Origin of the sequence: Streptomyces sp. R35 (assembly GCF_041053035.1) — a bacterium.
In the GTDB taxonomy this organism is placed as follows: domain Bacteria; phylum Actinomycetota; class Actinomycetes; order Streptomycetales; family Streptomycetaceae; genus Streptomyces; species Streptomyces lutosisoli.
This window is the reverse complement of the sequence record NZ_CP163440.1, coordinates 2,462,524-2,489,267: the sequence shown is the minus strand read 5'-3', so window position 1 is coordinate 2,489,267 and position 26,744 is coordinate 2,462,524. Positions and strand designations below refer to the sequence as shown.

Below are 26,744 nucleotides of genomic sequence, written 5' to 3'. Positions count from 1 at the left end.
CCCGACATACGGGCGGTCCACCGATCACCACGAAAACGACGAGGTACGGACTTCATGAACGACCACATCCAGCCCGACGGCTCGGCCGGCCCGGCCGAGCACGAGCACGGGGCGCTTGGCGATGCCGAGTACGCGGAGTTCATGGAGCTCGCCGCGGAAGAGGGCTTCGACATCGAGGACGTCGAGGGCGCGATCGAGGAGGCGGGCCACGGTCCGCTGCCCGTTCTCGCCGTCGTAGGCCGCCCGAACGTCGGCAAGTCGACCCTGGTGAACCGCATCATCGGCCGCCGCGAGGCCGTCGTCGAGGACAAGCCCGGCGTCACCCGTGACCGAGTCACCTACGAGGCCGAGTGGGCGGGCCGCCGCTTCAAGCTCGTCGACACCGGCGGCTGGGAGCAGGACGTCCTCGGCATCGACGCGTCCGTGGCCGCGCAGGCCGAGTACGCGATCGAGGCGGCCGACGCGGTCGTCTTCGTCGTGGACGCCAAGGTCGGCGCGACCGACACCGACGAGGCGGTCGTACGACTCCTGCGCAAGGCCGGCAAGCCCGTCGTCCTGTGCGCCAACAAGGTCGACGGCCCGAGCGGCGAGGCCGACGCCTCGTACCTCTGGTCGCTCGGTCTCGGCGAGCCGCACCCCGTCTCCGCGCTGCACGGCCGTGGCACCGGCGACATGCTGGACGCCGTCCTGGAGGCGCTGCCCGAGGCCCCGGCGCAGACCTTCGGCACCGCGGTGGGCGGCCCCCGCCGTATCGCCCTCATCGGCCGCCCGAACGTCGGCAAGTCCTCGCTGCTGAACAAGGTGGCCAACGAGGAGCGTGTGGTCGTCAACGAGATCGCGGGCACCACCCGTGACCCGGTCGACGAGCTCATCGAACTCGGCGGGATCACCTGGAAGTTCGTCGACACGGCGGGCATCCGCAAGCGCGTCCACCTCCAGCAGGGCGCCGACTACTACGCCTCGCTGCGTACCGCCGCCGCCGTCGAGAAGGCGGAGGTCGCGGTCATCCTGATCGACGCCTCCGAGAACATCTCGGTCCAGGACCAGCGCATCGTCACGATGGCCGTCGAGGCGGGCCGCGCGATCGTCCTCGCCTTCAACAAGTGGGACACCCTCGACGAGGAGCGCCGCTACTACCTGGAGCGGGAGATCGAGACCGAGCTCCTCCAGGTGGCGTGGGCGCCCCGCGTCAACGTCTCGGCGCGCACCGGCCGGCACATGGAGAAGCTCGTCCCGGCGATCGAGGCGGCCCTGGACGGCTGGGAGACCCGCGTCCCGACCGGCCGGCTGAACGCCTTCCTCGGCGAGCTGGTCGCCGCCCACCCGCACCCGGTCCGCGGCGGCAAGCAGCCCCGCATCCTCTTCGGTACGCAGGCGGGCACCAAGCCCCCGCGCTTCGTGCTCTTCGCCTCCGGCTTCATCGAGCACGGATACCGACGCTTCATCGAGCGCCGGCTGCGTGAGGAGTTCAGCTTCGAGGGCACGCCGATCCACATCTCGGTGCGGGTGCGCGAGAAGCGCGGCGCCAAGAAGAAGTAGGCAGTAGTGGCAACGGGTAAGGGGCGGCTCCCCAAGGAGCCGCCCCTTACCCGTTGTTGTTGTTTCAGAGTCCCCTGCGCGGTGCGGGCGGCAGCGCGGCCGGGATGTGGTGCATTCCCGTGCTGTGCTGCCGCCCGCTCGGCTGCCAGATGGCGGTAGCCGTCGCGGTGTGCCCGTGCTGCGCGGCGCTCTGGCGGGCGGAGTGCGCACCCGCGCTGTACGAGCTGAACGAGTTGTACGAGCCGAAGGAACTCGTCCCGTGCGGCAGGCTCCCGAACGCCTTGAAGCCCAGATCCTCTTCGCCGTGCCGGTCGCCGGGCAGGGCCCTGAAGGATCTGACCCACTCGGCATAGAGCGCGTCGTAGATCGGCGTGGCCGACGGGCCGCTCGGAGGATCCTGAGCCGGCCGCGCCGGGGGTACCTCCCTGCTCGAACGGAGTGGAGAGCTTGAGGGAGGGACCGGCTGGAAGGGCCGGCGGCGGGGGACGTCGTAGGTGTGCACGTACGTGCCAACGACCCCGCCGCCCAACGGATGCGGCCAGCAGAACGCTTTCGCAGGTCACCGGGAGCGCGCAGCGCCCTGAAGGGGCGCGAGGAACTGCGCGCCCAGCCACAGACATCCGGCAGCCGACAACGCACCCGCAAGGCTCCGTCAGGGGCGCGGGGAACTGCGCGACCAGCCACGACTCACCCGCACCCGACAACGCACCCGCAGCTCCCCGCCCAGCCCAGCGGAGCGATCACGTTCCGGCGAGCGGCATCGCGCTAGCCACCAGCTTCCCGTTGGCCGCCGCCTTGTCCAGCGCGTCGCGCAGCAGGTCCTCGCGGGGCTGGCGGCCGATCGACCCGACCGGCGCCGCGAACAGCAGCACCTGCTGGTGCTTATTGGCGGCGGCCCGCCAGCTGTCGGCGACCTGGAGCGCCTGGTGGGCCTGCCACCAGGCAACGGGCGAGCCGCCGCCGGTGCCCGGCTGGAGCACGGCGTGCAGCTGTCCCGCGGCGAGCAGCACGGACCAGCCGTGCAGCACGGGCGGCACCGAGCTCAGCGCGGTCACCGGCATGAAGCCCTGCTCGATGAGGAGGGGCAGGAAGTCGTCGCCGATGTCGGTCGAGCCGGGGCGCACGATCGGCCCGGTCGGCTCGACGACGAGCGCCGGGTGCAACTCGCCGCTGATCAGGACGAGTCCGCTGGTGACGCCGAGCACGGCCTGTTCGGGCGCGGCCTGGGCGGGTACGCCGCCGTCGGGGTGGATCGAGCGGACGGCGCCCTGCAGTTGCTCCTCGGTGACCTGCACGACCTGTGAGGGCAGACAGGTGGCGTGGGCGAAGGCGAGGACGGCGGTCTCGTCGCCGATGAACAGGACGGTGCTGGTGCGCTCCTGTTCCGAGTCGCCAGGAGTGCGGCACGACGTGCAGTCGTAACTGCCCGGGGCGTTCTCTCCGGCGAGCAGGCGGTCGGCTTCTTCGTTGCCGATCTCGGCGCGTACGTCGTCGCTGACGTCGAGCATGCGCGGCACGGTGGCTCCTCGGGATGCGGTGCGTGGTGAGGCCGGGTGGCTCCCGGCCCATGAACCGGGGGTCCCCGGCTCATGAAGATGACAACGGGCGATCTGTGGCCGGAGTCACGCCCGGGAGCGAACGGAATCGAACCATCCGAAGCGCAGGGTGAGGTCACCTGCGGAATCTGTCACTCCAAGTCAACTTCTAGGAATTCCAAGGAAGTTGAGCCGGTGAGGTGAGTCACAGATCGCTGGAGTGACAGGTCGACAAATCCGGAAATCACCCAATGAAGTGGGTGGCCGAAAATCGACGATACTCGCGGTAACGGCTAACTGGCCTCGAATGACAAGGAGTTGGTTGATATCGGGGCGACAAGGTCCCTAGATTCTCGGCCGTGTGCAACGAGCACCGCTCGGGTACGTCCGCCGGCCGAACCAAGCCAGCTCGCAGCACAGCCTCCGGCGGACGGGGCGGAGCGCGACGACCGCGTCCTACACGCAGGGAATCGCGCCCCGCCTTGGGGGACCCCGGGTGTTCCGAGAGGGAACTACATGTCCGCATGTGCCGAGAACACTCAGAACACGCATAAGGCTCGTACGACGACCAAGGCTCGTACGACGGCGGTCCTCGCCGGGGCGGCTCTGCTCGCCCCGCTCGGACTGCTCGCCGCGACCGGTGACGCCGCCGCGGCCGACAGTGGAGTGTGGGACCGCATCGCGAAGTGCGAGAGCGGCGGGAACTGGCACATCAACACCGGCAACGGCTACTACGGAGGGCTCCAGTTCTCCGCCGGCACCTGGCGCGCGTACGGCGGCACCGCCTACGCGTCGACCGCCGACAAGGCCTCCAGGGCCGCGCAGATCGCCATCGCCACCAAGGTCCAGCACGCACAGGGATGGGGCGCGTGGCCCACCTGTTCGGCGCGCGCCGGAGCGTACGGAAACGCGCCGGCGTCCTCGGGCGCCGCGGCAGCCGGAGGCACGGCCGTCACGAAGTCGACACCGAAGTCGGCCCCGTCCAAGTCGAAGCCGTCGAAGGCGCCGGCACGACCGTCGGGCCACACCAACCGTGACGCCTCCCGCGGCGACTACACCGTCCGCGGCGGCGACACGCTGAGCGGTATCGCCGCGCGGCACGGGACCACCTGGCGGAAGATCTACGCCGCCAACCGGGCCGTCATCGGCGGTGATCCCGACCTGATCGTGCCCGGGCAGCGGCTCGACCTCTGAGTTCCGCTCCCCCCGTCCGGGCACGGGGCCCCGCCCGGTCCTCCGACCGGGTGGGGCCATGGCCGCCCCGGCGCGGCTCAACGGGCGGGCGGGGCGTGCTGCTTAGCGTGGACCGATGTACCTCATGCCGGCCACGCGAACCATGCCGACCCCGTCGATCAAGCGCGTTCGGTACGCGGCCGTGGTCGCCGCCGCCCTGGCCGTCCTCGTTCCACCGGGGGCGGCCACCGCCGCGCCCCCGCCCCCGCTCCCCGGCCCCCAGTCGGCGCGGGTGCAGTACGACTGCGTGAAGGACCAGTGGCCCTGGGCCTGCATCGCCGAGTGCGAGAGCAGCGGCCGCTGGGACGCGAACACCGGGAACGGCTTCTACGGAGGGCTCCAGTTCTGGCAGCCCACCTGGGTGGCGTTCGGCGGGCTCGCGTACGCCCCGCGCGCCGATCTCGCCACGCGAGAGGAGCAGATCGCGGTTGCCGAGGAGGTGCTGGCCGCCCAGGGGTGGGAGGCCTGGCCCGTCTGTTCCAAGAGGTACAAACTGCAGGGCCGTATGCATGTGGTGAAGGCCGGCGAGACGCTCTACTCGATCGCCCGCAAGTATCAGGTCAAGGGCGGCTGGAAGGCGCTGTACGAGGCCAACAAGAAGATGATCGGCAGCCGTCCGGACCGGCTGAACGTGGGCACACTGCTCGTCATCCCGAAGGGCTCGGCCGGCGCCCGCCACTCGGACCTCGTCCTGTTCGGCCCGCCCCTGGCCCCGTCGCTCCCGTCGTCGTCCGGGCGACCTCGGCCGCCTCTCCGCTGAACACGACCGCGCCGCGGCGCAGTTCATGGACGTACGTCGTCCGCCCGGACCTCTCGCGCAGGCCGGGCGGCAGCCGCTGTTCCGCGACCACCACGCATGCGTCGAGGCCACCGAGCAGCTCGTACGTCCGTGCCGCGACGGTCGGCGACATGCCCTGCGCGGGCTCGTCGACGAGCACCACGCGCGCGCGTGCCAGCAGGGCGCGGGAGAGGGCGAGCATGCGCTGTTCGCCGCCGGAGAGGGTGCCGGCGCGGCGGGAGAGGAGAGGTTCCAGCTGCGGGTAGGCGTCGAGGGCGGCGGCGAAGCCGGCGGCGGCGAGCTCCAGGTTCTCGCGGACCGTGAGCGAGCCGAAGACGGCCCGGCGCTCCGGGACGAGGCACAGTCCGCGCCGGGCGCGCTCGTACGCGGGCATGCGGGTCACGTCGGCGCCGTCCCAGACGACGGCGCCGCCGGACAGCGGCACGGTTCCCGCGAGGGCGCGCAGCGCGGTCGTACGGCCGGAGCCGTTGCGGCCCAGCAGCACGGTGAGGCCGGGGCCCGGGGCGACGAGGGTCACGCCGTGCAGGGCCTCCAGGGGGCCGTAGCGCACGCGCGCGTGGCGCAGGGCGATGCTCATCCGCCGGACCTCGTCTCCAGTACGCGGTCGGCGGGGCCGGAGGTGACGATCCGCCCCGCCGCCATGACATGGACCGTATGGGCCAGGTCGGCGACCAGGTCGAGGTCGTGCTCCACGACGAGGAGAGCCATGCCGTCCGCGGCGAGGGCCCGCAACACGCGGGTCAGCGCGGTCACTTCGCCGGTGTCGAGTCCGGCCGCCGGTTCGTCGAGCAGGAGCACCCGTGGACTCCCGGCGAGCGCCCGCGCCAGCTCGACGCGCCGGAGGGTCCCGGTCGGCAGACCCGCCGCGGGCAGCGCCCGCACCGGCCCGTCGAGCCCGAGCAGCCGCAACGCCCGCTCCACGGCCGCCGGATCGGCTATCCGTCCCTGCTCGGCGCCCACCCGGACATTCTCGGCGACGGTCAACGAGGGGAAAACCGCCAGCTGCTGAAAGGTCCGCGCGACACCGGACCGGGTCCGCGCGTGCGCGGCCGTCCGGGTGATGTCGTGCCCCCCGAGCAGCACCTTCCCGCTCGACGGGCGCAGCGTCCCGGCGAGACAGTGGAAGAGAGTGCTCTTCCCGGCGCCGTTGGGTCCCACGACGGCGGTCACGCGTCCGGGCCGGATGTCGAGGGAGACCCCGTCGAGGGCGGTGAAGCCACCGTAGGTGACATGGAGTTGGCGGGCGCTCAGAGACTGGGGGGTGGTGAGTTCCAGCGGGGGAAGTGAACGGCGGGGCGTGGCCCGGCCGGGTGGCGCGGTGCCGTCCGGTCGGCCCGGCGGCTCGCCCGGCTGCTGGGCGGGAGCGGCACGGCTTGGTTCCGCCGGCCGCAGTTGCCGTCGTACGCGTGCCCCCAACGGGGTCAGTGTCGCCCGGCGGCGCAGTCGCAGTCGGGAGGCCGTCGTGCGGAGTGCCTCGTACGGGCCTCCGGGGAAGCGGCCGACGAGGACGGCCAGTACCCCGATCAGAGCCGCCGCCACCCCGCCGCGCGCGCCCGCGTCGAGGCCCACGAGGAGGGCGGCGGCGGCCAGGGCGCCGAGGACGCTGTCGGCGCCGAGGACCACGACGGCCGCGAACCAGAGCAGCCCGCGCACGGGGTCGTACGCCGTGGCGTCGAAGGCGCGCAGCCCCATGCCGAGCATGCCGCCGCCGAGCGCGGCCAGGGCGGCGCCCGCGACGAACGCGGTGAGTTTCAGGGCCGGGACGCGGACGCCCGCCGCCGAGGCGCCCGGCTCGTGGTCGCGCATGGCGGCCAGGGCCCGGCCGGTGCGGCCTCGGCGCAGGGCGTTCGCGGCCAGCAACGCGGCGGCGAGGAGGGCGAGTTCGAGTACGTAGTACGCGCGGTCCCCGTCGAAGCCGGTCGGGCGGTCGAGGGCCAGCCCCGATGTGGCGTACGGCTGGGCGAAGACGAAGCGGCTGACGCCCACACCGACCGCGAAGGTGGCCAGCGCGAGGGCCAGGCCGTGGCGGCTGATGGCCGGCCAGCCGGTCAGAACGCCGAGTGGGGCGACCAGGAGCACGGCCACCGCGAGCGCGGCCAGTTCGGGCAGGCGCGGCAGGCCGGGGAAGCGGCCCGCCGCCAGCAGGGCCGTGAAGAGGGCACCCAGACCCGCGTACGCCGCCTGCCCGAGCGATATCTGGCCACCGCGGCCCGTCACGACGACCAGGGACAGAAGGACGACACCGAGCGCGGGCACCTGCACCGACGTATGCAGGTCGGAGCCCGCGAACCCCAGGGGCAGCAGGAACAGGACGACCGCCACGATCCAGGCCCCCGGTGGCGTCGCCACCCGGGCCGTCGCCGTGCGCGGGAGCGCGTCGCGGGTGCCGATGCCGGGCAGGACGAGCGCCGCGATCAGCAGCGCGACCACGAACAGGTTCGCGCCGACCGCCTGGAGCAGCGGTTCCGCCCAGCCCGAGGGGTGCAGCCGCGTCAACTGGCTCTGCGCGACCCCGATGCCGAGGGCCACCACGACGGCGACCGGGAGGCTGCACATCCGGGCGGCCACCGCCACCGCCATCACCTCCATGACGAGCAGCGGCATGCCGTACGGGTCGAGGCGCACGTAAGGGGCGAGGAGCACGCCCGTGAGGCCCGCCGTGAACGAGCCGAAGGCCCAGCCCGCCGCGGCCACCCGGTCCGCGTCGATGCCACCCAGCACCGCCAGCGAGCGGTCGTCGACGACGGCCCGCAGCTCCGTGCCGAAACGGGTCCAGCGCGTCACGGCCCCCACGCCGACGGCCAGCGCGACGGCCACCGCCAGCTGCCCCCACGGGTCCGCCGACACCAGCGTCGGCGCGTCCGCGCGCGCTCCCGTGCCCCACACCAGCGCGGCCCCGCCGACCAGCAGCACGAAGACGCCGATGGACGCGACGAGGGTCTGCGCCGGGTCACCGCCCAGCACGGACAGCGGACGGAAGACGAAGCGTTCCAGGGCCATGCCGATCGCCGGAGCCACCAGCAGCAGCGTCACCGCGGCGCCGAGCGCGAGCGGCCAGCCCCATTCGACCGTGAACTGGCGCAGCAGATACGCGCACACCATCGCGATCGCGCCGTGCGCGAAGTTGAGCACGCCGGTCGCCCGGTGGGTGACGATCAGTCCTATCCCGGTGAGCGCGGCGGCGCTGCCGACCGAGAGACCGGCGAGGGTGAGGTCGTACGTCAGCGACGACATCAGTCACCCGGATCGGTGGCGGACGATTCATCGGGGGTGAGCGGTCCATCGGTGGCGAACGGGTTGTCTGCGGCTGACGGTCTCTTGCCCGCGGACGGTTCACAGATCGGGCACGGCCCCAGGTCCCCGATCATCATGACCCGCGAGTCGACCGGTACGGCCTGTGGCTTCCCGGCGACCAACGGGCAGTCGGCGCGGTGCCACAGCGTGCCGCCGGGCACCATGAGCAGCTTGCCGCTGGTGGCCAGGGGCGCGACCGCCACCTGCCCGGACTCGTCGGCGTCGGCGGGCTCGGCCGCCACGAGCAGCCCGTACAACTCCTCGACGCGTGCTGCCGCCAGGGCGTTCCTGCCGTGCGTGAGCAGGACCGCGCCCGCGATGATCAGCGCGGCTCCGGGGACCGTACAGGACGCGAGGTACGGCAGTTGGCGCTCCGCGTAGCGCTCGCCGGAGATCCCGTACCAGCCGATGACGCACAACACCGCTCCGGTGGCGAGCGCGGCCCAGCCGGCCCACAGGACGGGGTGCACAGTGCGCAGTCGAGCTGTCCGCATCCGGGGCTCCCACACGTCGTGTGTTTGTCCATTGACTGTCCATGTCAGCCAATGGCTTGCACTATGCCTTCTGGAAGCTGACCCTGAAAGCACCGGGCGCACATGGCCCGGACCGACACCCGGTGGTGAGCCAGTTGGTTCTCGGGAGCGACCTCAGGCGGGGCAACGGCCGGGGCGTGGCAGCGGTGGCGGTCCTCGTCCTCGCCGCCGCCCTCACGGCGTGCAGCGACGACAGCGGAGGCGGCACCAGCGCCCCTCCGCCCACCCCCTCCGTACGGCAGTCCAGCAGCGCCGAGCCCAGCCCCACGGCACCGTCCGATCCGGCGGCGGCCGAGAAGGAGGTCAAGCAGAACTGGGAGAAGTTCTTCGACCCGGCCGTCTCCCAGAAGGACAAGCAGGCCGTCCTGGAGAACGGCGACCAGATGACGAAGGTCCTGCAGGGCTTCAACGGCGACAAGCGCGGCCAGCAGGTGCAGGCGAAGGTCGAGAAGGTCGAGTTCACCTCGCCGACCGACGCGAACGTGACGTACTCGCTGACCCTCAAGGGCGCGACCGCCCTGCCGGGCGCCTCCGGGACGGCCGTTGAGCAGGACGGCACCTGGAAGGTCTCCGTCAAGACGCTCTGCGCGCTGGTCCAGCTGAGCGGCAATGAGTCGCCCGGCCCCGGCTGCTGAGTCGGCCGCCCTGGCCGTGCTGCTCCTTCTCGGCACGGCCTGCGGCAGCCGCCTCCCCGAGAGCGACTTCGAGAACCGCTCCACGCCCACGCAACAAGGAGGCGCCGCCCCGATCCGCGTCGGCATCATCACCAGCGCCACCAGTCCCGTCGGCGGCTCGGTCTTCACCGGGCCGCGCGACGGGGCGAAGGCCTACTTCGACCGGCTCAACTCCCGTGGCGGGATCGACGGGCGGCGGGTCGAGGTGCGGCTGTGCGACGACGGCGGCAGCGGGGTCGGCAACAACGAGTGCGTGCACAAACTCGTCGACGAGGACCAGGTCGTCGCCCTCGTCGCCACCACCGCCCTCGACTACGCGGGCGCCTCCCGGGTGTCCCACGCGCGCGTGCCCGACATCGGGGGGCAGCCCATCGGCCCGGCGTACGACACGTATCCGCACCTCTACGGGATCTACGGCAGCCTCGCGCCCCGCGACGGCGAGGTGGGCTGGGGCGGGAAGTTGTACGGCGGCACCGAGGTCTACCGCTACTTCAAGCGTGAACAGGGCGCCCGTACCGCCGCCGTCGTCTCCTACAACCAGTCCGCGTCGGCCGCCTACGCCCGGCTGGTCACCCAGGGGCTGAAGGCCGAGGGCTACAAGGTGGTCACCGAACAGGTCGACTTCGCGCTGCCCAACTTCCGTGCCGCCGCAGCCGACTTGAAGGAGCAGGGTGCCGATCTTGTGTTCGATGCCATCGATACGCATGGGAACGCGCAACTGTGCAAGGCCATGGATGACGTCGGTGCCAAGGTCATTGCCAAGGTCACCAATGTGCAGAACTGGACGTCCACCGTTCCCTCGGACTTCAAGGACTCTCCGCGCTGTCGGAACGTCCTGTGGGCTACCGGGTCCAGTCGTAACTACGAGGACACGTCCGATGCGGCTGTACGGGAGTTCCGTGATGCGACCAAGGGGCTGAAGGAACACTCCCAGTGGCAGTTGGAGGGGTGGGCGGCTGCGATGTGGTTCGCCGACGCGGCGAAGTCGTGTGGGGGTGTGGGGGTCACGCGGGCGTGCGTCGACGACTTCATGAACCATGGCGAGCCGTATGGCGCCGGCGGGTTGCTGATTCCCGTTTCCTACGAGCGTCTGGCCGAGCCGCCGAAGGCCCGCCGGGCCTGTCTGTCGGTGGCCCGCTGGCAGGACGGCCGGGGCTGGGTCTCCCAAGGCAACATGAACACCAACTGCTTCGACGTGCCACAACTGTCGTATCGGCCGTGACGGTGGGTTCTTTCGCCCCCGCCGCCCCTACCCGTCCCATCCCTGGGGGCTGCGCCCCCAGACCCCCCTAAAAGATTGCGCAGTTCCCCGCGCCCCTAAAGACACATGAGACCGGGGGCGGGCCGGGGGGCGACGGGGCGCAGCCCCGAGCCGTTAGGGGCGCGGGGAACTGCGCGGCCAGCCCCCACCGGTCCGCAGCTGACGAACGGGCTGGTTCTTTAGGGGCGCGGGGAACTGCGCGGCCAGCCCCCACCGGTCCGCAGCTGACGAACGGGCTGGTTCTTTAGGGGCGCGGGGAACTGCGCGGCCAGCCCCCACCGGTCCGCGGCTGACGAACGGGCTGGTTCTTTAGGGGTGCGGGGAACTGCGCGGCCAGCCCCCACCGGTCCGCGGCTGACGAACGGGCTGGTTCTTTAGGGGTGCGGGGAACTGCGCGACCAGCCCCCACCCACCCGCAGGCAAACGAACACCCAATGTCCCGCAACCTGCGGACCCTTGCGGACAAGCCCTGTCCGCAAGGGCTGGCAGACTCTGGGCCATGTTGGAGACATCGGCACGACTGCTGCGGCTGCTCTCGCTGTTGCAGGCACACCGTGAATGGTCCGGGGCCGACCTGGCGGACCGGCTCGAGGTCACGCCCAGGACTGTTCGCAGGGATGTGGACCGGTTGCGCGAGCTGGGGTATCCCGTCAACGCCAGCCCCGGCACCGGCGGTGGCTACCAGCTGGGCGCGGGTGCGGAGTTGCCGCCGTTGCTGTTGGACGACGACGAGGCGGTGGCCGTGGCGGTGGGGCTGCGCACGGCCGCCGGGCAGGGCATCGAGGGTATTGGCGAGACGTCCGTGCGCGCTCTCGCCAAGCTCGAACAGGTGCTGCCGCACCGGCTGCGCCGTCGCGTGGGCGCCCTGAACGCGTTCACTGTGCCGATGCTGCGCGGCCCGCAGCCGTCGGCCGTCGACCCGGGCGTTCTCACCGAGTTGGCCAACGCCTGCCGCGACTCCGAGCGGCTGCGCTTCGAGTACCGCGATCACGGGGGTGTCGCCACCCGCCGTACCGTCGAACCGCACCGCCTGGTGTGCACCGAGCGCCGCTGGTACCTGGTCGGCTGGGACGTCGAGCGCGACGACTGGCGTACGTTCCGGGTGGACCGCATCACGCCCAAGCCGCCGCACGGACCGCGCTTCCCGCCCCGTACGCCACCGGCCGAGGACCTGGCGGCGTACGTCGCCAAAGGCGTCTCCACGCGCGCGTACGCCTCACACGCCCTCGTCCGGCTGTTCGTGCCCTTGGAGGAGGCGGCCGAGCGGATCTCGCCTTCCGACGGGACGCTGGAGGCCGAGGGGAACGACAGCTGCGTACTGCGCACCGGAGCCGCGAGCCTCGACGTGATGGTCATTCACGTGATGCTGATGGGCTTCGAGTTCGAGATCATCGAACCCGCCGAGTTCACCGAGGCGATCAGGACGGCGCGGGACCGGCTGTCCCGGGCGCTGGAGCGGGCTTCGGCTCCAGCGCCGCGTACTCCGGATGGTGCAGGTCGAACGCCGGGGACTCGGAGCGGACCCGGGGCAGCGTGACGAAGTTGTGCCGGGGCGGCGGACACGAGGTCGCCCACTCCAGGGAGCGGCCGAAGCCCCACGGGTCGTCGGCCTCGACCTTCTTGCCGTACTTGGCGGTCTTCCAGACGTTGTAGAGGAACGGCAGCGTCGAGAAGCCCAGCAGGAAGGCGCCGATTGTCGAGATGGTGTTGAGTGTCGTGAAACCGTCGGCGGCCAGATAGTCCGCGTACCGGCGTGGCATGCCCTCGGCGCCCAGCCAGTGCTGCACCAGGAACGTGGTCTGGAAGCCGACGAACAGCGTCCAGAACTGGATCTTGCCGAGCCGTTCGTCGAGCATCTTGCCGGTGAACTTGGGCCACCAGAAGTAGAAGCCGCCGAACGTCGCGAAGACGACCGTGCCGAAGACCACGTAGTGGAAGTGGGCGACCACGAAGTACGAGTCGGTGACGTGGAAGTCGAGCGGCGGCGACGCCAGGATCACCCCGGTCAGACCGCCGAACAGGAATGTCACCAGGAAGCCCGTCGCCCACAGCATGGGTGTCTCGAAGGACAGGGACCCCCTGAGCATCGTGCCCGACCAGTTGAAGAACTTCACACCCGTGGGCACGGCGATCAGGAACGACATGAAGGAGAAGTACGGCAGCAACACCGCGCCGGTGGCGAACATGTGGTGCGCCCATACGACGATCGAGAGACCGGTGATGGCCATCGTCGCGGCCACGAGGGTCAGATAGCCGAAGATCGGCTTCCGGCTGAAGACCGGCAGGATCTCCGTGATGATCCCGAAGAACGGCAGCGCGATGATGTAGACCTCGGGATGCCCGAAGAACCAGAACAGGTGCTGCCACAGCAGCGCGCCGCCGTTGGCCGCGTCGAACACCACCGATCCGAACCGCCGGTCCGCCTCCAGGACCAGCAGCGCCGCCGCGAGCACCGGGAACGCGAAGAGGATGAGGATCGAGGTGAAGAGGGTGTTCCAGGTGAAGATCGGCAGCCGGAACATCGTCATGCCGGGGGCGCGCATCCCGACGATGGTCGTAATGAAGTTCACCGCGCCGAGGATCGTGCCGAAGCCGGCCAGCGCGAGCCCCATGATCCACATGTCGGCGCCGATGCCCGGAGAGCGCTCCAGGCTGTTGAGCGGGGCGTAGGCGAACCAGCCGAAGGCGGCCGGTCCGTCGGGCACCGCGAGCGAGCCGAGCACGATCAGGGCGCCGAAGAGGAAGAACCAGTACGACAGCATGTTCAGCCGCGGGAACGCGACGTCGGGGGAGCCGATCTGCAGCGGCATGATCTCGTTGGCGAACCCGGCGAAGGTCGGGGTGGCGAAGAGCAGCAGCATGATCGTGCCGTGCAGGGTGAACAGCTGGTTGAACTGGTTGTTGTCCATGATCTGCAGGCCGGGCCGGGCGAGTTCGGCGCGCATGACCAGCGCCATCAGGCCGCCGATCAGGAAGAAGGCGAATGACGTGATCAGGTAGAGGTGGCCGATCTTCTTGTGGTCCGTGGTGGTCAGCCAGTCCACGACCAATCGCCCCGCCCGCTTCTGCCGTACGGGTCGCGCCGCCGCCTGCGCGGTGTCCGTCCCCATCGCTCGCCCCTTCGCCGTCGCGCGTACTGGGCCCGCTGAAGCTCACGCCATGATGCTCGCGTCGCCCCGTGCTCCGACAGAGGGCGTGCGGGGGTTGTGTGCTGGAACCGTGTATTTCTTATGCGGCGTCAGCTTCCGGGACACGCCCCGGAAGCGGAATGGAAAGGCTTCGCCGTACGGCTGGATCCGCACATTCCATTGGGCTATTCGGGACTGCGTCACGGTAGCTCCGAATTACGTTCGAAGGCGTGCGGAACACGTACGGATCCCCTCGTACGTGTGACGGAGTTCGGCCGAAACGCGTGTCGTGATCCTGTGACAGAAGCGTGACCGGAGGGGGATAGGTGACGCTTCGTCGCGGGCCTGGGCTTCCCCGGCCGGGGTGCGCCGCCTAACGTGGCGGTCATGGCACCCATAACCCCTCCCGCGGAGCCCCAGGACAGTCCGGAGAGCTATGTCGGGCTGGAGGCGAGGAGCGCCGAGCACCGTGCCCGGGAGCACGGCTGGTCCTCGGTGCGCTCGCTGCCGCCCGGCGCGATCATCACCATGGAATACCGCTTCGGCCGGCTGAACTTCGAGGTCACCGACGGCAGGGTGACCCGCTGCTGGAAGGGCTGACGGCACCGTTCAGGGAGACGGCAGCACCCACGGAAGCCCACGGAAGCCACGGAAGCGGCACCACCCACGGAATGCGCGAAGGCCCCCGGCTCATGAGGAGCCCGGGGCCTTCGTGGTGCGGGGAGAGGTTGTGCGTACCGGCCCCGCGGTCTTGATCGGCCTGTGGAGTTGTCGCCCTCAGCCGCCCGTCAGGGGGCGGGCGGAGGTCGTCGTGGTCGCGCGCGGCACGCGGTCCGCGTGTGGCGGGCGGCGGCTGCCGACCGGGGTCACCGGGGTGCGCTCGGAGCGGGCCAGGTGCGGCCCGGGGGCCAGGTAGACGGGCGCCCGGGGCGAGCGGGCGGTGCCGACCGTCTCGCGGGCCGGCACCTCCTCGTCCACGCCGGTGGGCTGCGTGACCATGACGGGCGCGCCGACCGGCGAGGAGGCCGGAGCAGGCGCCGTACGGCCGCGACGGGCGCGCCAGGCGTCGCGGAGCGTGAAGAGCCCGGCTTCGGCGCGGGCGATCAGCGGCTCGACCCACGGCAGCGCCAGCAGGATCAGCAGACCCGCGGCCCAGCCCAGGAGCACATCGCTCAGCCAGTGCGTACCGAGGTACACGGTGGTGAGGCCGACGCCGAGCGAGGTCACGGCGGACAGCGCGGACAGCCAGCGTCTGGCCCTCGGGGTCGAGGCCAGATAGGCCAGGATTCCCCAGGTCACGACGGCATTGGCGGTGTGGCCCGAAGGGAATATATCGCCGCCGAGTCCCATCTCGTTCGAGCCGATCGTGATGGCGTAGTGCGGGCCGAGGCGGCCCATGCCGAGCTTGGCGGCACCGACCGTGATGTTGAGCAGCAGCAGCGAGGCGCCCAGGGTGAGCAGCGGGCGCAGGGTGTGCTGCCGCCAGGAGCGCCAGCCCAGCCAGGCGGCGACCATCACGGCCGTGGGGCCGCGCTGGCCGAGCACCACGTAGTAGTCGAGGAACGCGTGGATCTCCGGCCACTGCTGATAGGGCCGGAAGAACATGACCTGCCAGTCGAACCGGACCAGCCACGACGTGATCGCCACGGCCCACACAATGGCCACGTAGAAGGCCAGGGTGGCTCCGAAGAGCACAACCCTGTGCCGGCTCATCTTCGGCACATCGATGTCGGCCGGTCGTTCCGGCTCACGGTCCAGCCGGGCGAAGACCCGGTCCAGACGGGTGAGGTTTCGTTCGGTACGCACTCAATCGACGTTACAGCGAGTGAGCTGTGTTCCAGGCCGATTCACTCGCTTTGTGATGACGATGTGATGTGGGATTCCTCTCAGAACCATGTTTATTTCCAATGAATCTCTTAATCATCAGTGAGCGGACTCTTCAATTCCATTGATCGCGCACAGCGTGGCTTTATGGCGCTTATATATTCGTTCACCGAATCCTGGTATGGAATTCTCACGGGGGACCGGAGCCGTTCAGCCAGAAGGCCCCGTAGACCGCCGAGGCCACCGCCACCCCGCCGAGCACCAGCGCTGACCTGGACGTACGCAGCCGGGCCAGGGACAGGGCGAGGGGGAGGAGCAAGGGGAAGGCGGGCAGCAGGAGGCGCGGCTTCGAGCCGAAGTAGCTCGACGCGCACAGGGCGAGCGCGGTGACGACCCCCGCGTACACCAGCAGCGGCAGGGGTTGCCCTTGCCGTACGCACGTCACGTACAGCCAGACGATCAGCGCGACCCCGACGATCAGCCCGACCCCGGCCAGGGCCGACGGGAACGACGTGAACTTGTCGCCGACGAAGCGGGCAAAGGCGTAACCGCCGTCGAAGCCGTTGCGCCAGCCCGCCTGGACGTCGAGATAACCGAGCGGGCCCTTGCCCGTGCGGTGGCCGACCCACAGCACGTAGCCGGCGGCGCCGAGGGGCGCGAGGAGCATGCTTAGGGCGCGCCGCCACGCCGGTGCGCCCCCCGGCCGGGGTGCGCTCCGGTTCCGTACGGAATCTCCTGCGAACGAGGTAATCGCCGCCACCCACAGGGCCGCGACCACCGCGATGCCCACCGGGCGGGTCAGCCCGGCGAGCGAGGCGAGCAGGCCCGCGGTCAGCCAGCGGCCGGTCAGCACCGCGTAGAGCGACCAGGCGGCGAGCGCCGTGAAGAGGGACTCGCTGTACGCCATCGACTGCACGATGCCGACCGGCAGCACCGCCCACACGAGCACGGCGCAGACGCCGGCCCGGCGCCCGTACACATGGTCCGCGACCGCGAAGATCCCCCAGGCCGCGGCGAGCGAGGCGACCGTGCTGACCAGCAGGCCCGCGTCCGCGTACGACAGCGGTGTGACCGCCGCGACGAGCCGCTCCAGCCATGGCAGCAGCGGGAAGAACGCGAGGTTCGAGTGGACGTCGCCGTTCGGGAGGCGCACCTCGTAGCCGTAGCCGAGCTCGGCGACGCGGGTGTACCAGAGCGCGTCCCAGCGGGCCGTCAGCAGCGTGTGGGCACTCTTGCCGTTCGTCGCGCTCCACAGGGCGAGCGCGACGAGGCCCAGGGCGCGGACGGCCGCGTACCCCAGCAGGGCGGGCGCGGCCCGGCGCAGGGCGCCCGTGCGGGGCGGCATCGCGACAGGCGTCTCAAGATCGGTCACGGGCTCGATTATCGACGGCACCCGAAGCCGGCCTCGATGGCACCGGAACCGACAGGCCCCGCGGGACGTGGTGCACCAGGGGGAGCGTGGCGCACACCACACGCTCGGCCAGGAGAACGTGAGAGGTCTGCCACGCGTCATTGGCGGGAACTCGCGTACGCTGACGGCTCACTCGCCTTTGTTGCGTGGGCCGGGATTCCGCTCTCCAGGCCGCAGCCCCAGGGAGTCCCCACCCTGCGGTCCGCCGAACGCGAGGGAACCTCTGGAGGTACGTACATGTCCGGGACGACCACGGCCGCTGCGCGATGCCGTCGGGAGACCGGGGCCGGTGCCAACCGCTGGGTCGTCCTCGTCGTCCTGTGCGTCAGCCTGTTGCTGGTCGCCCTCGACGCCACCGTGCTGCATGTAGCGGTGCCCGCCGTCACCGAGGACCTCAAGCCCGGCGCGATAGAACTGCTCTGGATCGTCGACGTCTACCCGCTCGTCTGCGCCTCGCTGCTGATCCTCTTCGGCACGCTGGGTGACCGCGTCGGCCGCAGACGGGTGCTTCTTCTCGGATACGGGCTTTTCGGCGTCGCTTCGGGGATCGCCGCGCTCGCCGACAACGCCCAGGTCCTCATCGGCGCCCGCGCCCTGCTCGGCGTCGGCGGCGCCATGATCATGCCCGCGACGCTGTCCATCCTGCGCCAGGTCTTCCCCGACCGGCGGGAGCGGGCGCTCGCGATCGGCATCTGGAGCGCGGTCGCCGCGGTGGGCGCGGCGGTGGGGCCGCTGCTGGGCGGCTTCCTCCTGGAGCACTTCTGGTGGGGGTCGGTCTTCCTCATCAACATTCCGCTGATGCTGATCAGCCTGCCGATCGGGCGGCTGCTGCTGCCCGAGTCGCGGGGCGACCGCAACGGTCCCTGGGATGTGGTGGGCGCCCTGATGGCCGCCGCCGGACTCTTCGGAATCGTCCTCGGCGTGAAGCGGCTCGGTGGCGGTGAGGCGCCGTTCGGCCCCTTCACGCTCGTGCCGCTGCTCGTGGGCGGTGCGCTGATGGCCGGGTTCGTACGGCGGCAGCGGCGGCGGGCCCAGCCGCTGGTCGATCTGCGGATGTTCTCGCGGCCCGCGTTCAGTACGTCGGTGGGGTGCATCGTCCTCGCCATGCTCGCCCTGGTCGGGCTGGAGCTGATCGCCGCGCAGTACTTGCAGCTCGTGCTCGGACTGTCGCCGCTGGAGACCGGGCTGCGGCTGCTGCCGCTCACCGTCGCGGCGATGGCCTCCGGGCTCGCCGGGGCGAAGATGCTGCGGCGGTTCGGGCCGCGGGCGATGGTCTGCTTCGGGTTCTGTCTCACCGCGGCCGCGGTGGTGACGCTCACGGCGATGGGCGGGGACGACAACACCGGGCTGCTGCTCTTCGGGTTCATCCTGCTGGGGTTCGGGCTGGAGACGACGCTCTTCGGGGCGTACGAGTCGATGCTGAGCGAGGCGCCGCCGGCTCAGGCCGGTGGGGCCGCGGCGATCGGTGAGACCTCGTACCAGCTGGGTGCGGGGATCGGTATCGCGCTGCTGGGGAGCGTGATGAACAGGGCGTACGCGCCCGGGCTGGCGTCCGTACCGGGCGTCTCGGCGGGCGATTCCGCTGCTGCGGGGCACTCGCTGGGGGAGGCGTACGACGTCGCTGCGCGGCTTGGCGGGTCCCGTGGGGATGCCCTGCGGCATGCGGCGCGGGACTCCTTTGTGCACGGGCTGCATGTGACGCTGCTGGTCAGTGCGGGGTTGTTGCTGCTGGGCGCGGTGATGGCGTTGCGGTTGCCCCGGGTCATGGAGTGCGGGGCGCCTGCGGCGGGCCCGGCCATTCCTGCGCCCAGGGATGTCGCAGAGTCCCGCGTGTCGGCGTAGTTTCTCCCACCCACGCACCGCCCGATCGGCCCGCGTGAAAGGTGGACCTCTCCTGTGGGGGTGACCCACCGTCGGCGTCCGCGCGTCCGCCGTCGCGGCGGCAGAAGCCCCACACACCACTCCCCACCCGAACCGGCAGTCGCCGACGGTGGGGCACCCCCACGGGAGACCCGCACTGTCGGCGGGCCCGCACGGGTGGTGCGTGCGTGGGAGACGGCGGGTCAACCCCGCGGGGAGGGGTACTGGACGTGCGGGACACTGCGTCGTAACGTCGGGGCGAAACCGTAACTAGCGGTGCTAGTTTTTAGTGTGCCGGAGGTTGTCGTATGTCCGCGTCATCGAAGCTCCCGCCCTTCGACCCCGCTGATCCGCTGGGTGTCGACGATCTTCTGGACGCGGAGGACCTGGCCATCCGCGACACCGTGCGGACGTGGGCCGCGGACCGGGTACTGCCGTATGTCGCCGAGTGGTACGAGAAGGGCGAGCTCCCCGGGATCCGCGAACTGGCGCGGGAGCTGGGCGGGATCGGGGCGCTCGGGATGTCGCTCCAGGGCTATGGGTGCGCGGGAGCCAGCGCGGTGCAGTACGGGCTGGCCTGCCTGGAGCTCGAGGCCGCCGACTCCGGGATTCGCTCGCTCGTGTCCGTACAGGGCTCGCTCGCCATGTACGCCATTCACCGGTTCGGCAGCGAAGAGCAGAAGCAGCGATGGCTGCCCTCCATGGCCTCCGGCGATGTCATCGGGTGCTTCGGGCTCACCGAACCCGACCACGGTTCCGACCCCGGCGCCATGCGCACGTACGCCAAGCGCGACGGCGGCGACTGGGTCCTCAACGGGCGGAAGATGTGGATCACCAATGGATCCGTGGCCGGTGTCGCCGTCGTCTGGGCTCAGACCGACGACGGGATCCGCGGGTTCGTCGTGCCCACCGACCTGCCCGGGTTCTCCGCCCCCGAGATCAAGCACAAGTGGTCCCTGCGCGCCAGCGTCACCAGCGAGCTCGTCCTCGATGACGTACGGCTGCCCGCCGACGCCGTGCTGCCGGAGGTGACCGGGCTGAAGGGGCCGCTCAGCTGTCTCTCGCACGCGCGGTACGGGATCGTGTGGGGTGCCATGGGCGCCGCGCGGTCCAGCTTCGAGACCGCCGTGGAGTACGCGAAGACGCGCGAGCAGTTCGGGCGGCCCATCGGCGGCTTCCAGCTCACCCAGGCCAAGCTCGCCGACATGGCGGTCGAGCTGCACAAGGGGATTCTGCTCGCCCATCACCTGGGGCGGCGCATGGACGCGGGACGGCTCCGTCCCGAACAGGTCAGCTTCGGCAAGCTCAACAACGTACGAGAGGCGATCGAGATCTGCCGGACCGCCCGTACCATCCTCGGCGCCAACGGGATTTCCCTCGAATACCCCGTGATGCGGCACGCCACGAACCTGGAGTCGGTGCTCACGTACGAGGGCACCGTCGAAATGCATCAACTCGTGCTGGGCAAGGCGCTCACCGGACTGGATGCCTTCCGCTAGATCCGGTCGAAGACCCGGCGGGGCAGGGCCGGTGAGCGGCCCTGCCTCAGCTCTGGTTGAAGAAACCGTCCGTGTGACGGCCCGCGGCCTCGCCGCTGACGATCTCCGTGTTGGCAGGGGTCAGCAGGAAGACACGGGTGGCGACCCGCTCGATCGTGCCGCGCAGACCGAAGGTCAGGCCGGCCGCGAAGTCCACCACGCGCTTGGCGTCGGCGGCCTCCATGGACGTGAGGTTGATGATGACCGGGACACCGTCCCGGAAGAGTTCGCCGATACCGCGTGCGTCCCGGAAACTGTCCGGGGTGACCGTGCCGATCCGGCGGCCCTTTTCCTCCGCCGTCTCGGACGCGACCTTCACGCGCGGGTCGGTGACCCAGGCATCGCCGGATTCCTGACCCTCGGCGTAGTCGTCGTCGTAGTAACGCTCGTCATCGTTGTCGTCGACGAGGCCAAGCCAGGCACTCGCCTTGCGCACCGATCCCATGGACGCCTCCTCTCACAGCGGTCTTTCTTGCTTTCCGCATCCCCATGGTCGTCCATGATGCGGATGTCGCGCCAAGTGGATAGACGCCGCGCGGGGGTTTCGTGACGGTACTGGTGCACAGCGAATACGTCGAGAGCCCGCGTGCCCCAAGGGTGTTGCTGTGTACGGCTGCTGACTGAGAGTGAAATATGATTCTCGACGGCGTTCGGGTGATGGGTGGGGCGTACGGGTGAACGGGGTGGTCGATACGATGCCGCAGCTCAACGTCGTACGCATCACGGGGGAGTGTCGTGTTCGGGATCGTCAGGCCATGCAGTCACCGCCTCGGTGAAGGGCTCAAGGCGCAGTGGATGGCGCATTTGTGCGGGCTGTGCCTCGCGCTGCGCGGGGATCACGGTCAGTTCGCTCGGATTGTCACTAACTATGACGGGCTGCTGATATCGGTTTTGACGGAGGCTCAGGCCGAGCGCGCCACCGGGTGGCGGCGTACGGCGGGACCGTGCCCGCTGCGCGGTATGCGGACCGCGTCCGTCGCCCAGGGCGAGGGCGCACGGCTCGCCGCAGCCGTCTCGCTGGTGCTCGCCTCGGCGAAGGTGCGCGACCACGTCGCCGACGGGGACGGGCTGTTGGCCCGCAAGCCCGTGGCGCTCGCCGCCCGCCGGGTCGCCGCGAGCTGGGGCAAGGCGGGCGCGCGGACCGGCTCCGACGTCGGCTTCGACACCGCCGTACTCGTCGACGCCGTGGACCGGCAGCTCGGCATCGAGGCGCTGGCCGGGATCGGCACCCCGCTGCTGACGGTCACCGAACCGACCGAGACCGCCACCGCCGCGGCCTTCGCGCACACCGCCGTACTGGCCGGGCGCCCCGGCAACGCCGAGCCGCTCGCCGAGGCCGGACGGCTCTTCGGACGGCTCGCGCATCTCCTGGACGCCGTGGAGGACAAGGAAACTGACGCCGCGTCGGGGGCCTGGAACCCGCTGACGGCCACGGGGACGCCGACGGCCGAGGCCCGGCGGCTCGCCGATGACGCCTTGCACGGGATACGGCTCGCGCTGCGCGAGGTCGAGTTCACTGACGGCAAGCTGGCGCATCTGCTGCTCGCGCATGAGCTGGGGCGGTCGGTGGACCGTGCGTTCGGGACGGCGGGATGCGGCCACTCCCATGAAGGCTCGCACGAAGGCTCAACCGAGGGCTCCTTCGGTCCGCCGCAGCAGGGCGGACCGTACAGCCCGCAGAGCCCCCAGGGCACGTACGATCCGCGGAATCCGTACGCCGGCGGTGGCAACCCCTTCGGCGGCGGGCCCTCCTTCCAGCCGCCCGGGCCGGGCAAGCGGGGCTTCTGGGCGGGGTGCGCGGCCGCGATCGGGCTGTGCTGCACCTGCAAGGTGTGCTGCGCCGACGAATTCGAGGGGCCGTGGTCACGCAAGAAGCGCGAGGGGTGTCTCAGCAACTGCGACTGTGACTGCAACTGCTGCGAGGCCTGTGAGTGCTGCGAATGCTGTGAGTGCTGCTCGTGCTGCGACTGCGGACTGTGACGGTCGTCGCGGTCGGCGTATACGAGTGCGGACGTCGCCATGCCGTCCCGCGGGGCTGACCTGCGGGTCGACAGGGGCCGTGTTTCGGGAGGGTAAAACAAAAACATGATCGGGTGACCGGGGTCCCGTGAGGGTCGTTGGTCCGGCGCAGAACCATTTCTGCCCTGCCAGCAACCCGTCCTCCCCATAAGGCACTTCAGTGGACGTCACACCGAAAGCGACGACCGGGCGCGTGCCCGGCCCCCGCGGCGGGACGGGCCGTACGGCTCCCCGCACCATCCGCACCCGGCTCCTCAGAATCCTGATCCTCGCCCTCGCCGTGCTGCTCGCGCTGCTCGGCACCTCGGCGGTCGAGCAGATCATGGCCTACCGCAACGCCTCCGCCACCGCCGACAACGCACGCCTGGAGATCACCCTCCAGGGCCTTGTTCACGAGCTGCAGAAGGAGCGCGGCCTCACCACCGGATTCGTGGGCGGCGTAGGGCAGTTCAGCGCCAAGCTGCCCGCGCAGCGCAAGGCGACGGACACGGCGCGGACGGAGCTCGACCGGGCGCTCGCCGGCCGCGGTGACGCCGCCGCCGACTCCGTACGCGAATCCCTCGGCCGGCTGAAGGGCCTGGCCGGGATCCGCGCGCACGCCGACGACGGCACCGGCGTGGTGAAGGACACCTTCGACTACTTCACCACCACGATCACCGTCCTCGACCGGCTCGGGCTCGGCCTCGACGACGTCCACGACAGCACGCTCCGTGACGCCTACCAGACGCTCCAGATCCTCGGCAACGCCAAGGAGTTCACCGGCGAGGAGCGCGCCATCGTGCTCGGCTCGGTGCGCGCCGGGCGGTTCCGCGGCGACGACTACAGCCGGTTCATGGAGATCCGCGCCGGACGGCTCGCCGCGCTCGACGCGTTCCCGCACTCCGCCTCCGACACGCAGGTGCGGCGTCTGGACGCGGCGATGACCACGCCGGACGCCGAGCGCGCGCTGTCGTACGAGAGCGTCGCCGTGCGGGGCGGCGGGCAGCTCAGCTCGCGCGGCATCCCGCCGATGGCCTGGTGGGACAGCATGACCTCGACCATCAACGGGCTGCGGGACGTGCAGATCTCGCTCGGCGCGGATGTCGAGAACCGGGCCGCCGGGCTGGAGAGCGCCGCCCAGCGCGATCTGCTGCTGTTCGTGCTGCTGGCGTTCGCCACGATCGTCGCGCTCGGCGGGCTCGCGCTGGACTGTGTACGGTCCGTGTCCACACCCCTCACCGACCTCGCCCAGCAGGCCCGCGAAGTCGCGGGCAAGCGGCTGCCGAAGGCCGTGGCCCGGGTGCAGGCCGCCTCCTCGGGGGAGAGCCCCGCGCCGCCCGCGCCGCTCGCCGTGTCCGACAAGGCCGGGGCCGAGGTGCGGGAGGTCGCCGAGGCCTTCGACCGGGTGCAGCGCGCCGCCTTCGACCTCGCCACCGAGCAGGCCGTGCTGCGCCGCAATGCCACCGACTCGCTGGTCAGCCTCGGCCGCCGCAATCAGAACCTGGTACGCCGTCAGATCAGCTTCATCAACAAGCTGGAACACGAGGACGCCGACCCGGCCACCCTCGCCAACCTCTTCGAACTCGACCACCTCGCCACCCGTATGCGCCGCAACGCCGAGAGCCTCCTCGTGCTCGCGGGGGAGTCCAGCCCCCGCCCCTGGTCCACGCCGCTGTCCATCACCGACGTGCTGCGCGCCTCGCTCTCCGAGGTGGAGGAGTACCGGCGCGTCACACTGCGCCGGATCGAGCCCGCGAACGTCAACGGCTCCGTCGTCGCCGAAATCGCCCATCTGCTCGCCGAGTTGGTGGAGAACGCGCTGAGCTTCTCGCCGCCGGACTCCGACGTGGAGATCGAGGGGCGGCGCACCAGCGCCGGCTATCTGGTCGCGATCGTCGACCACGGGCTCGGCATGGACACCCAGGCACTCGCCGAGGCGAACGTACGGCTCTCCGGCACCGCCAGCTTCATGGCCGAACCCACCCGTTTCCTGGGCCACTTCGTGGTCGGCGCGCTGGCCCGCAAGTGCGGGATCGAGGTGCGGCTGGGCGAGGCGCCCGCCGCGGGTGTCGTCGCACGTGTCCTGATCCCCACCGCGCTGCTCACGGAGGCCGCCCCGGCGGTGCCGGCGCCGAAGGAGAAGGCGCAGCTCCCGGCGCCGCGCCGCGCGGCCGACGCGTCCTCCGCGGTGCCCGAGGCGCGTGCCGGACAGCTCGTCTCGGTGGCGGGGCAGCCCGTCGGCGCGGACAAGGAGGCGCACGACGGCTCCGCCGCACGTACGCCCGACGGTCCCGTCTCCCGTACGGCGGACACACACGCTCAGCGGGGGGAGCCCGCACGCGGCGCCTCCGCCGCCCGTACCCGCAACGGACTCGTCAAACGCCCCCGCCGCAGCGCGATCTCGGAGGCCGTCAGCGAGACCGACCGCCCCAGCCGTCCGGCACCCGTCGAGCCGACCCCCGACCGCAGCCCCGCGGAGATCTCCGGGATGCTCGCGAACCTGCGCAGCGCGCACATGCGGGGCGGGATCAGCGTGGAGAAGGAAAAGGAGAGGGAGAAGGAGAAGGGGAGGCTGCGCGACAAGGAGACGACCGCGCCGGAAGCGACCGAGAAGTCCGGCGAGAAGTCCACCGAGAAGGGTGAGGGCAAGTGACCACCCTCGACACGCACAACGACTCGCAGACCTTCAACTGGCTGCTCGCGAACTTCGTCCGGAACACCGACGGGGTGCGCGATGCCGTCGCGGTCTCGTCGGACGGGCTGCTGATCGCGGTGTCGGACGGGCTCGGGCGGACCGAGGCCGACCATCTCGCGGCGATCGTGTCCGGGCTGAGCAGCCTGGCGCGCAGCGCGTCCAAGCGGTACAGCTTCGACGGGGTCAAGCTGATCATGATCGAGATGGGGCGCGGCTTTCTGCTCGTCTCGGCGATCCGGGACGGGAGTTGCCTCGGCGTCCTCGCCGACAGCAGCGGTGAACTCGGCCTGGTCGGCTACGAGATGGCGGTGCTCGCGGAGCGGGCGGGTGATCTGCTCACCCCGGCGCTCATCGCCGATCTGCGCCAGGTGTTGCCACGGTGAGCGGCGAACGTCCCGAAGAGGGCGCGGAGGACGCGACGTTCGTACGGCCGTTCATCATCACCGGCGGCCGGTCCGAGCCCGCGCAGGCCGATCTTCGCCTGGAGACGCTCGTTGTCGCCGTCGGCGTGTCCGGCGAACCGCTGGCCCTCGAACGGCGGCAGATCGTCGCGCTGTGCGAGCGGCCCACGACCGTCGCCGAGATCGCCGACGCCGTGGGGGTGCCGTTGGGGGTCGCCAAGGTGCTGATCTCCGACCTCGTCGTGGCCGGGCGGCTCGCCTGTCAACAACCCGCGGAGCTGCCGCTCCACACGCTCGAAAGGATCAGGGACCATGTCCGCGCGCTCTGACAAGATCGTGCCGTTGGCCGTGAAGATCGTGGTCAGCGGCGGGCTCGGGGTCGGCAAGACGACCTTCATCGGTGCCATCTCGGAGATCGAACCGCTCGACACGGAGGCGGCGATCACTCAGGTGTCGCTCGGGGTCGACTCTTTGGAGGGGGTCGAGTCCAAGACGACCACGACCGTCGCGCTCGACTTCGGACGGATCACTCTCGATCCGTCCATCGCGTTGTATCTGTTCGGGACGCCCGGGCAGGACCGGTTCTCGTTCCTGTGGGACGACCTGGTGGAGGGCGCCCTCGGGACGGTCGTGCTGGTCGACACCCGGCGGATCGAGGACTGTTTTCCGGCGCTGGACTACTTCGAGGCGCATCGGGCGCCGTTCGTGCTGGCGGTCAACCGGTTCGACGGGTCGCAGCGGTTCGCGATCGACGAGGTGCGGGAGGCTCTTGAACTCGGGGACGACGTACCGGTGTTGGAGTGCGATGCGCGGGATCGGGGGTCGGTGCGGGATGTGCTGGCCGCGTTGATGGACCGGGTGATCGGGGCTCGGTCGGTGCCACGGCGGCGTGCGGCTGCGTTGGTTGTTCGTTAGCTGCGGGTCGGTGGGGGCTGGTCGCGCCCACGCGGCGGAGCCGCACAATGTCACAGCCCCGCGCCCCTTACGGGGCGCTCCTGCAAAGGGCGCGGGGAGGGCGCCG

22 protein-coding genes and 1 pseudogene are annotated in these 26,744 nt (G+C 70.8%); 14 read left to right on the top strand and 9 right to left on the bottom strand.

Annotated elements, in window-relative coordinates; all coding sequences use genetic code 11:
* The first annotated feature begins 54 nt into the window (after nucleotides 1–54).
* Nucleotides 55–1,539, top strand: coding sequence for a ribosome biogenesis GTPase Der (der, locus tag AB5J50_RS11600; RefSeq protein WP_327427632.1), 1,485 nt, complete (start codon nucleotides 55–57; stop codon nucleotides 1,537–1,539).
* A 64-nt stretch (nucleotides 1,540–1,603) separates the two neighbouring features.
* On the opposite strand, the gene AB5J50_RS11595 is transcribed toward der, so the two are convergent.
* Entirely contained in the window at nucleotides 1,604–2,041 is a 438-nt protein-coding gene (locus AB5J50_RS11595; protein ID WP_369257279.1) for a hypothetical protein, read from the bottom strand.
* 238 nt (nucleotides 2,042–2,279) lie between these two features.
* Nucleotides 2,280–3,056 carry a hypothetical protein gene (locus AB5J50_RS11590; protein WP_369257277.1) on the bottom strand — a complete coding sequence of 259 codons (777 nt, stop codon included), beginning with the start codon at nucleotides 3,054–3,056 and terminating at the stop codon, nucleotides 2,280–2,282.
* A 534-nt stretch (nucleotides 3,057–3,590) separates the two neighbouring features.
* On the opposite strand from AB5J50_RS11590, the gene AB5J50_RS11585 reads away from it, so the two are divergent.
* Complete coding sequence (locus AB5J50_RS11585; RefSeq protein WP_369257275.1) at nucleotides 3,591–4,268, top strand: transglycosylase family protein; 678 nt, start codon at nucleotides 3,591–3,593, stop codon at nucleotides 4,266–4,268.
* 124 nt (nucleotides 4,269–4,392) lie between these two features.
* On the top strand, nucleotides 4,393–5,067 hold the full coding sequence (locus AB5J50_RS11580) for a transglycosylase family protein (RefSeq protein WP_369257273.1): 675 nt from the start codon (nucleotides 4,393–4,395) through the stop codon (nucleotides 5,065–5,067).
* Here AB5J50_RS11580 and AB5J50_RS11575 read toward each other — a convergent pair.
* The 3 genes and pseudogenes from AB5J50_RS11575 to AB5J50_RS11565 form a co-directional block, all read right to left on the bottom strand.
* On the bottom strand, nucleotides 4,955–5,683 hold the full coding sequence (locus tag AB5J50_RS11575) for an ATP-binding cassette domain-containing protein (protein ID WP_369257272.1): 729 nt from the start codon (nucleotides 5,681–5,683) through the stop codon (nucleotides 4,955–4,957). The genes AB5J50_RS11580 and AB5J50_RS11575 overlap by 113 nt on opposite strands.
* Nucleotides 5,680–8,340: an ATP-binding cassette domain-containing protein gene (locus tag AB5J50_RS11570; protein ID WP_369257270.1), complete on the bottom strand. Its 2,661-nt coding sequence runs from the start codon at nucleotides 8,338–8,340 to the stop codon at nucleotides 5,680–5,682. The genes AB5J50_RS11575 and AB5J50_RS11570 overlap by 4 nt, the downstream gene beginning before the upstream one ends.
* 92 nt (nucleotides 8,341–8,432) lie before the next feature.
* A pseudogene (locus tag AB5J50_RS11565) lies at nucleotides 8,433–8,894 on the bottom strand (hypothetical protein); the annotation flags it as partial.
* Between the two features lie 122 nt (nucleotides 8,895–9,016).
* Between AB5J50_RS11565 and AB5J50_RS11560 the strand changes: the two are divergent.
* From AB5J50_RS11560 to AB5J50_RS11550, 3 genes are all read left to right on the top strand, one after another.
* Entirely contained in the window at nucleotides 9,017–9,568 is a 552-nt protein-coding gene (locus tag AB5J50_RS11560; protein ID WP_369265369.1) for a hypothetical protein, read from the top strand.
* Nucleotides 9,543–10,829, top strand: coding sequence for an ABC transporter substrate-binding protein (locus AB5J50_RS11555; protein WP_369257268.1), 1,287 nt, complete (start codon nucleotides 9,543–9,545; stop codon nucleotides 10,827–10,829). Before AB5J50_RS11560 ends, AB5J50_RS11555 begins: the two co-directional genes overlap by 26 nt.
* A gap of 538 nt (nucleotides 10,830–11,367) precedes the next feature.
* Nucleotides 11,368–12,405, top strand: a complete 1,038-nt coding sequence (locus AB5J50_RS11550; protein WP_369257266.1) for a helix-turn-helix transcriptional regulator — start codon at nucleotides 11,368–11,370, stop codon at nucleotides 12,403–12,405.
* Here the strand turns inward: AB5J50_RS11550 and ctaD are convergent.
* Nucleotides 12,287–13,978, bottom strand: a complete 1,692-nt coding sequence (gene ctaD, locus AB5J50_RS11545; protein ID WP_369257264.1) for a cytochrome c oxidase subunit I — start codon at nucleotides 13,976–13,978, stop codon at nucleotides 12,287–12,289. The two genes, AB5J50_RS11550 and ctaD, sit on opposite strands and share 119 nt — an antisense overlap.
* A gap of 405 nt (nucleotides 13,979–14,383) precedes the next feature.
* Between ctaD and AB5J50_RS11540 the strand changes: the two genes are divergently transcribed.
* On the top strand, nucleotides 14,384–14,596 hold the full coding sequence (locus AB5J50_RS11540; RefSeq protein ID WP_327427621.1) for an I78 family peptidase inhibitor: 213 nt from the start codon (nucleotides 14,384–14,386) through the stop codon (nucleotides 14,594–14,596).
* A gap of 177 nt (nucleotides 14,597–14,773) precedes the next feature.
* Here the strand turns inward: AB5J50_RS11540 and AB5J50_RS11535 are convergent, their stop codons facing one another.
* Both AB5J50_RS11535 and AB5J50_RS11530 read right to left on the bottom strand, forming a co-directional pair.
* Nucleotides 14,774–15,802, bottom strand: a complete 1,029-nt coding sequence (locus tag AB5J50_RS11535; protein WP_369257262.1) for a phosphatase PAP2 family protein — start codon at nucleotides 15,800–15,802, stop codon at nucleotides 14,774–14,776.
* A 208-nt stretch (nucleotides 15,803–16,010) separates the two neighbouring features.
* Nucleotides 16,011–17,192, bottom strand: coding sequence for a glycosyltransferase family 39 protein (locus tag AB5J50_RS11530; protein WP_369257260.1), 1,182 nt, complete (start codon nucleotides 17,190–17,192; stop codon nucleotides 16,011–16,013).
* A 276-nt stretch (nucleotides 17,193–17,468) separates the two neighbouring features.
* On the opposite strand from AB5J50_RS11530, the gene AB5J50_RS11525 reads away from it, so the two are divergent.
* Nucleotides 17,469–19,073, top strand: a complete 1,605-nt coding sequence (locus tag AB5J50_RS11525) for an MFS transporter (protein ID WP_327427619.1) — start codon at nucleotides 17,469–17,471, stop codon at nucleotides 19,071–19,073.
* Nucleotides 19,074–19,399: 326 nt separating this feature from the next.
* Nucleotides 19,400–20,590: an acyl-CoA dehydrogenase family protein gene (locus tag AB5J50_RS11520; RefSeq protein WP_369257258.1), complete on the top strand. Its 1,191-nt coding sequence runs from the start codon at nucleotides 19,400–19,402 to the stop codon at nucleotides 20,588–20,590.
* Nucleotides 20,591–20,636: 46 nt separating this feature from the next.
* Here the strand turns inward: AB5J50_RS11520 and AB5J50_RS11515 are convergent, their stop codons facing one another.
* Nucleotides 20,637–21,074 carry a cell division protein SepF gene (locus AB5J50_RS11515; protein ID WP_369257256.1) on the bottom strand — a complete coding sequence of 146 codons (438 nt, stop codon included), beginning with the start codon at nucleotides 21,072–21,074 and terminating at the stop codon, nucleotides 20,637–20,639.
* A gap of 290 nt (nucleotides 21,075–21,364) precedes the next feature.
* Between AB5J50_RS11515 and AB5J50_RS11510 the strand changes: the two genes are divergently transcribed.
* From AB5J50_RS11510 to AB5J50_RS11490, 5 genes are all read left to right on the top strand, one after another.
* On the top strand, nucleotides 21,365–22,609 hold the full coding sequence (locus AB5J50_RS11510; protein WP_369257254.1) for a DUF5685 family protein: 1,245 nt from the start codon (nucleotides 21,365–21,367) through the stop codon (nucleotides 22,607–22,609).
* A 232-nt stretch (nucleotides 22,610–22,841) separates the two neighbouring features.
* On the top strand, nucleotides 22,842–25,280 hold the full coding sequence (locus AB5J50_RS11505; protein ID WP_369257252.1) for a nitrate- and nitrite sensing domain-containing protein: 2,439 nt from the start codon (nucleotides 22,842–22,844) through the stop codon (nucleotides 25,278–25,280).
* Nucleotides 25,277–25,705: a roadblock/LC7 domain-containing protein gene (locus AB5J50_RS11500; protein WP_327427614.1), complete on the top strand. Its 429-nt coding sequence runs from the start codon at nucleotides 25,277–25,279 to the stop codon at nucleotides 25,703–25,705. Before AB5J50_RS11505 ends, AB5J50_RS11500 begins: the two co-directional genes overlap by 4 nt.
* Nucleotides 25,702–26,052 (top strand): DUF742 domain-containing protein, encoded by a 351-nt coding sequence (locus AB5J50_RS11495; RefSeq protein WP_327427613.1) that lies wholly within the window; start codon nucleotides 25,702–25,704, stop codon nucleotides 26,050–26,052. Before AB5J50_RS11500 ends, AB5J50_RS11495 begins: the two co-directional genes overlap by 4 nt.
* Nucleotides 26,036–26,638 carry an ATP/GTP-binding protein gene (locus AB5J50_RS11490; RefSeq protein ID WP_369257249.1) on the top strand — a complete coding sequence of 201 codons (603 nt, stop codon included), beginning with the start codon at nucleotides 26,036–26,038 and terminating at the stop codon, nucleotides 26,636–26,638. The genes AB5J50_RS11495 and AB5J50_RS11490 overlap by 17 nt, the downstream gene beginning before the upstream one ends.
* The last annotated feature ends 106 nt before the right edge of the window (nucleotides 26,639–26,744 follow it).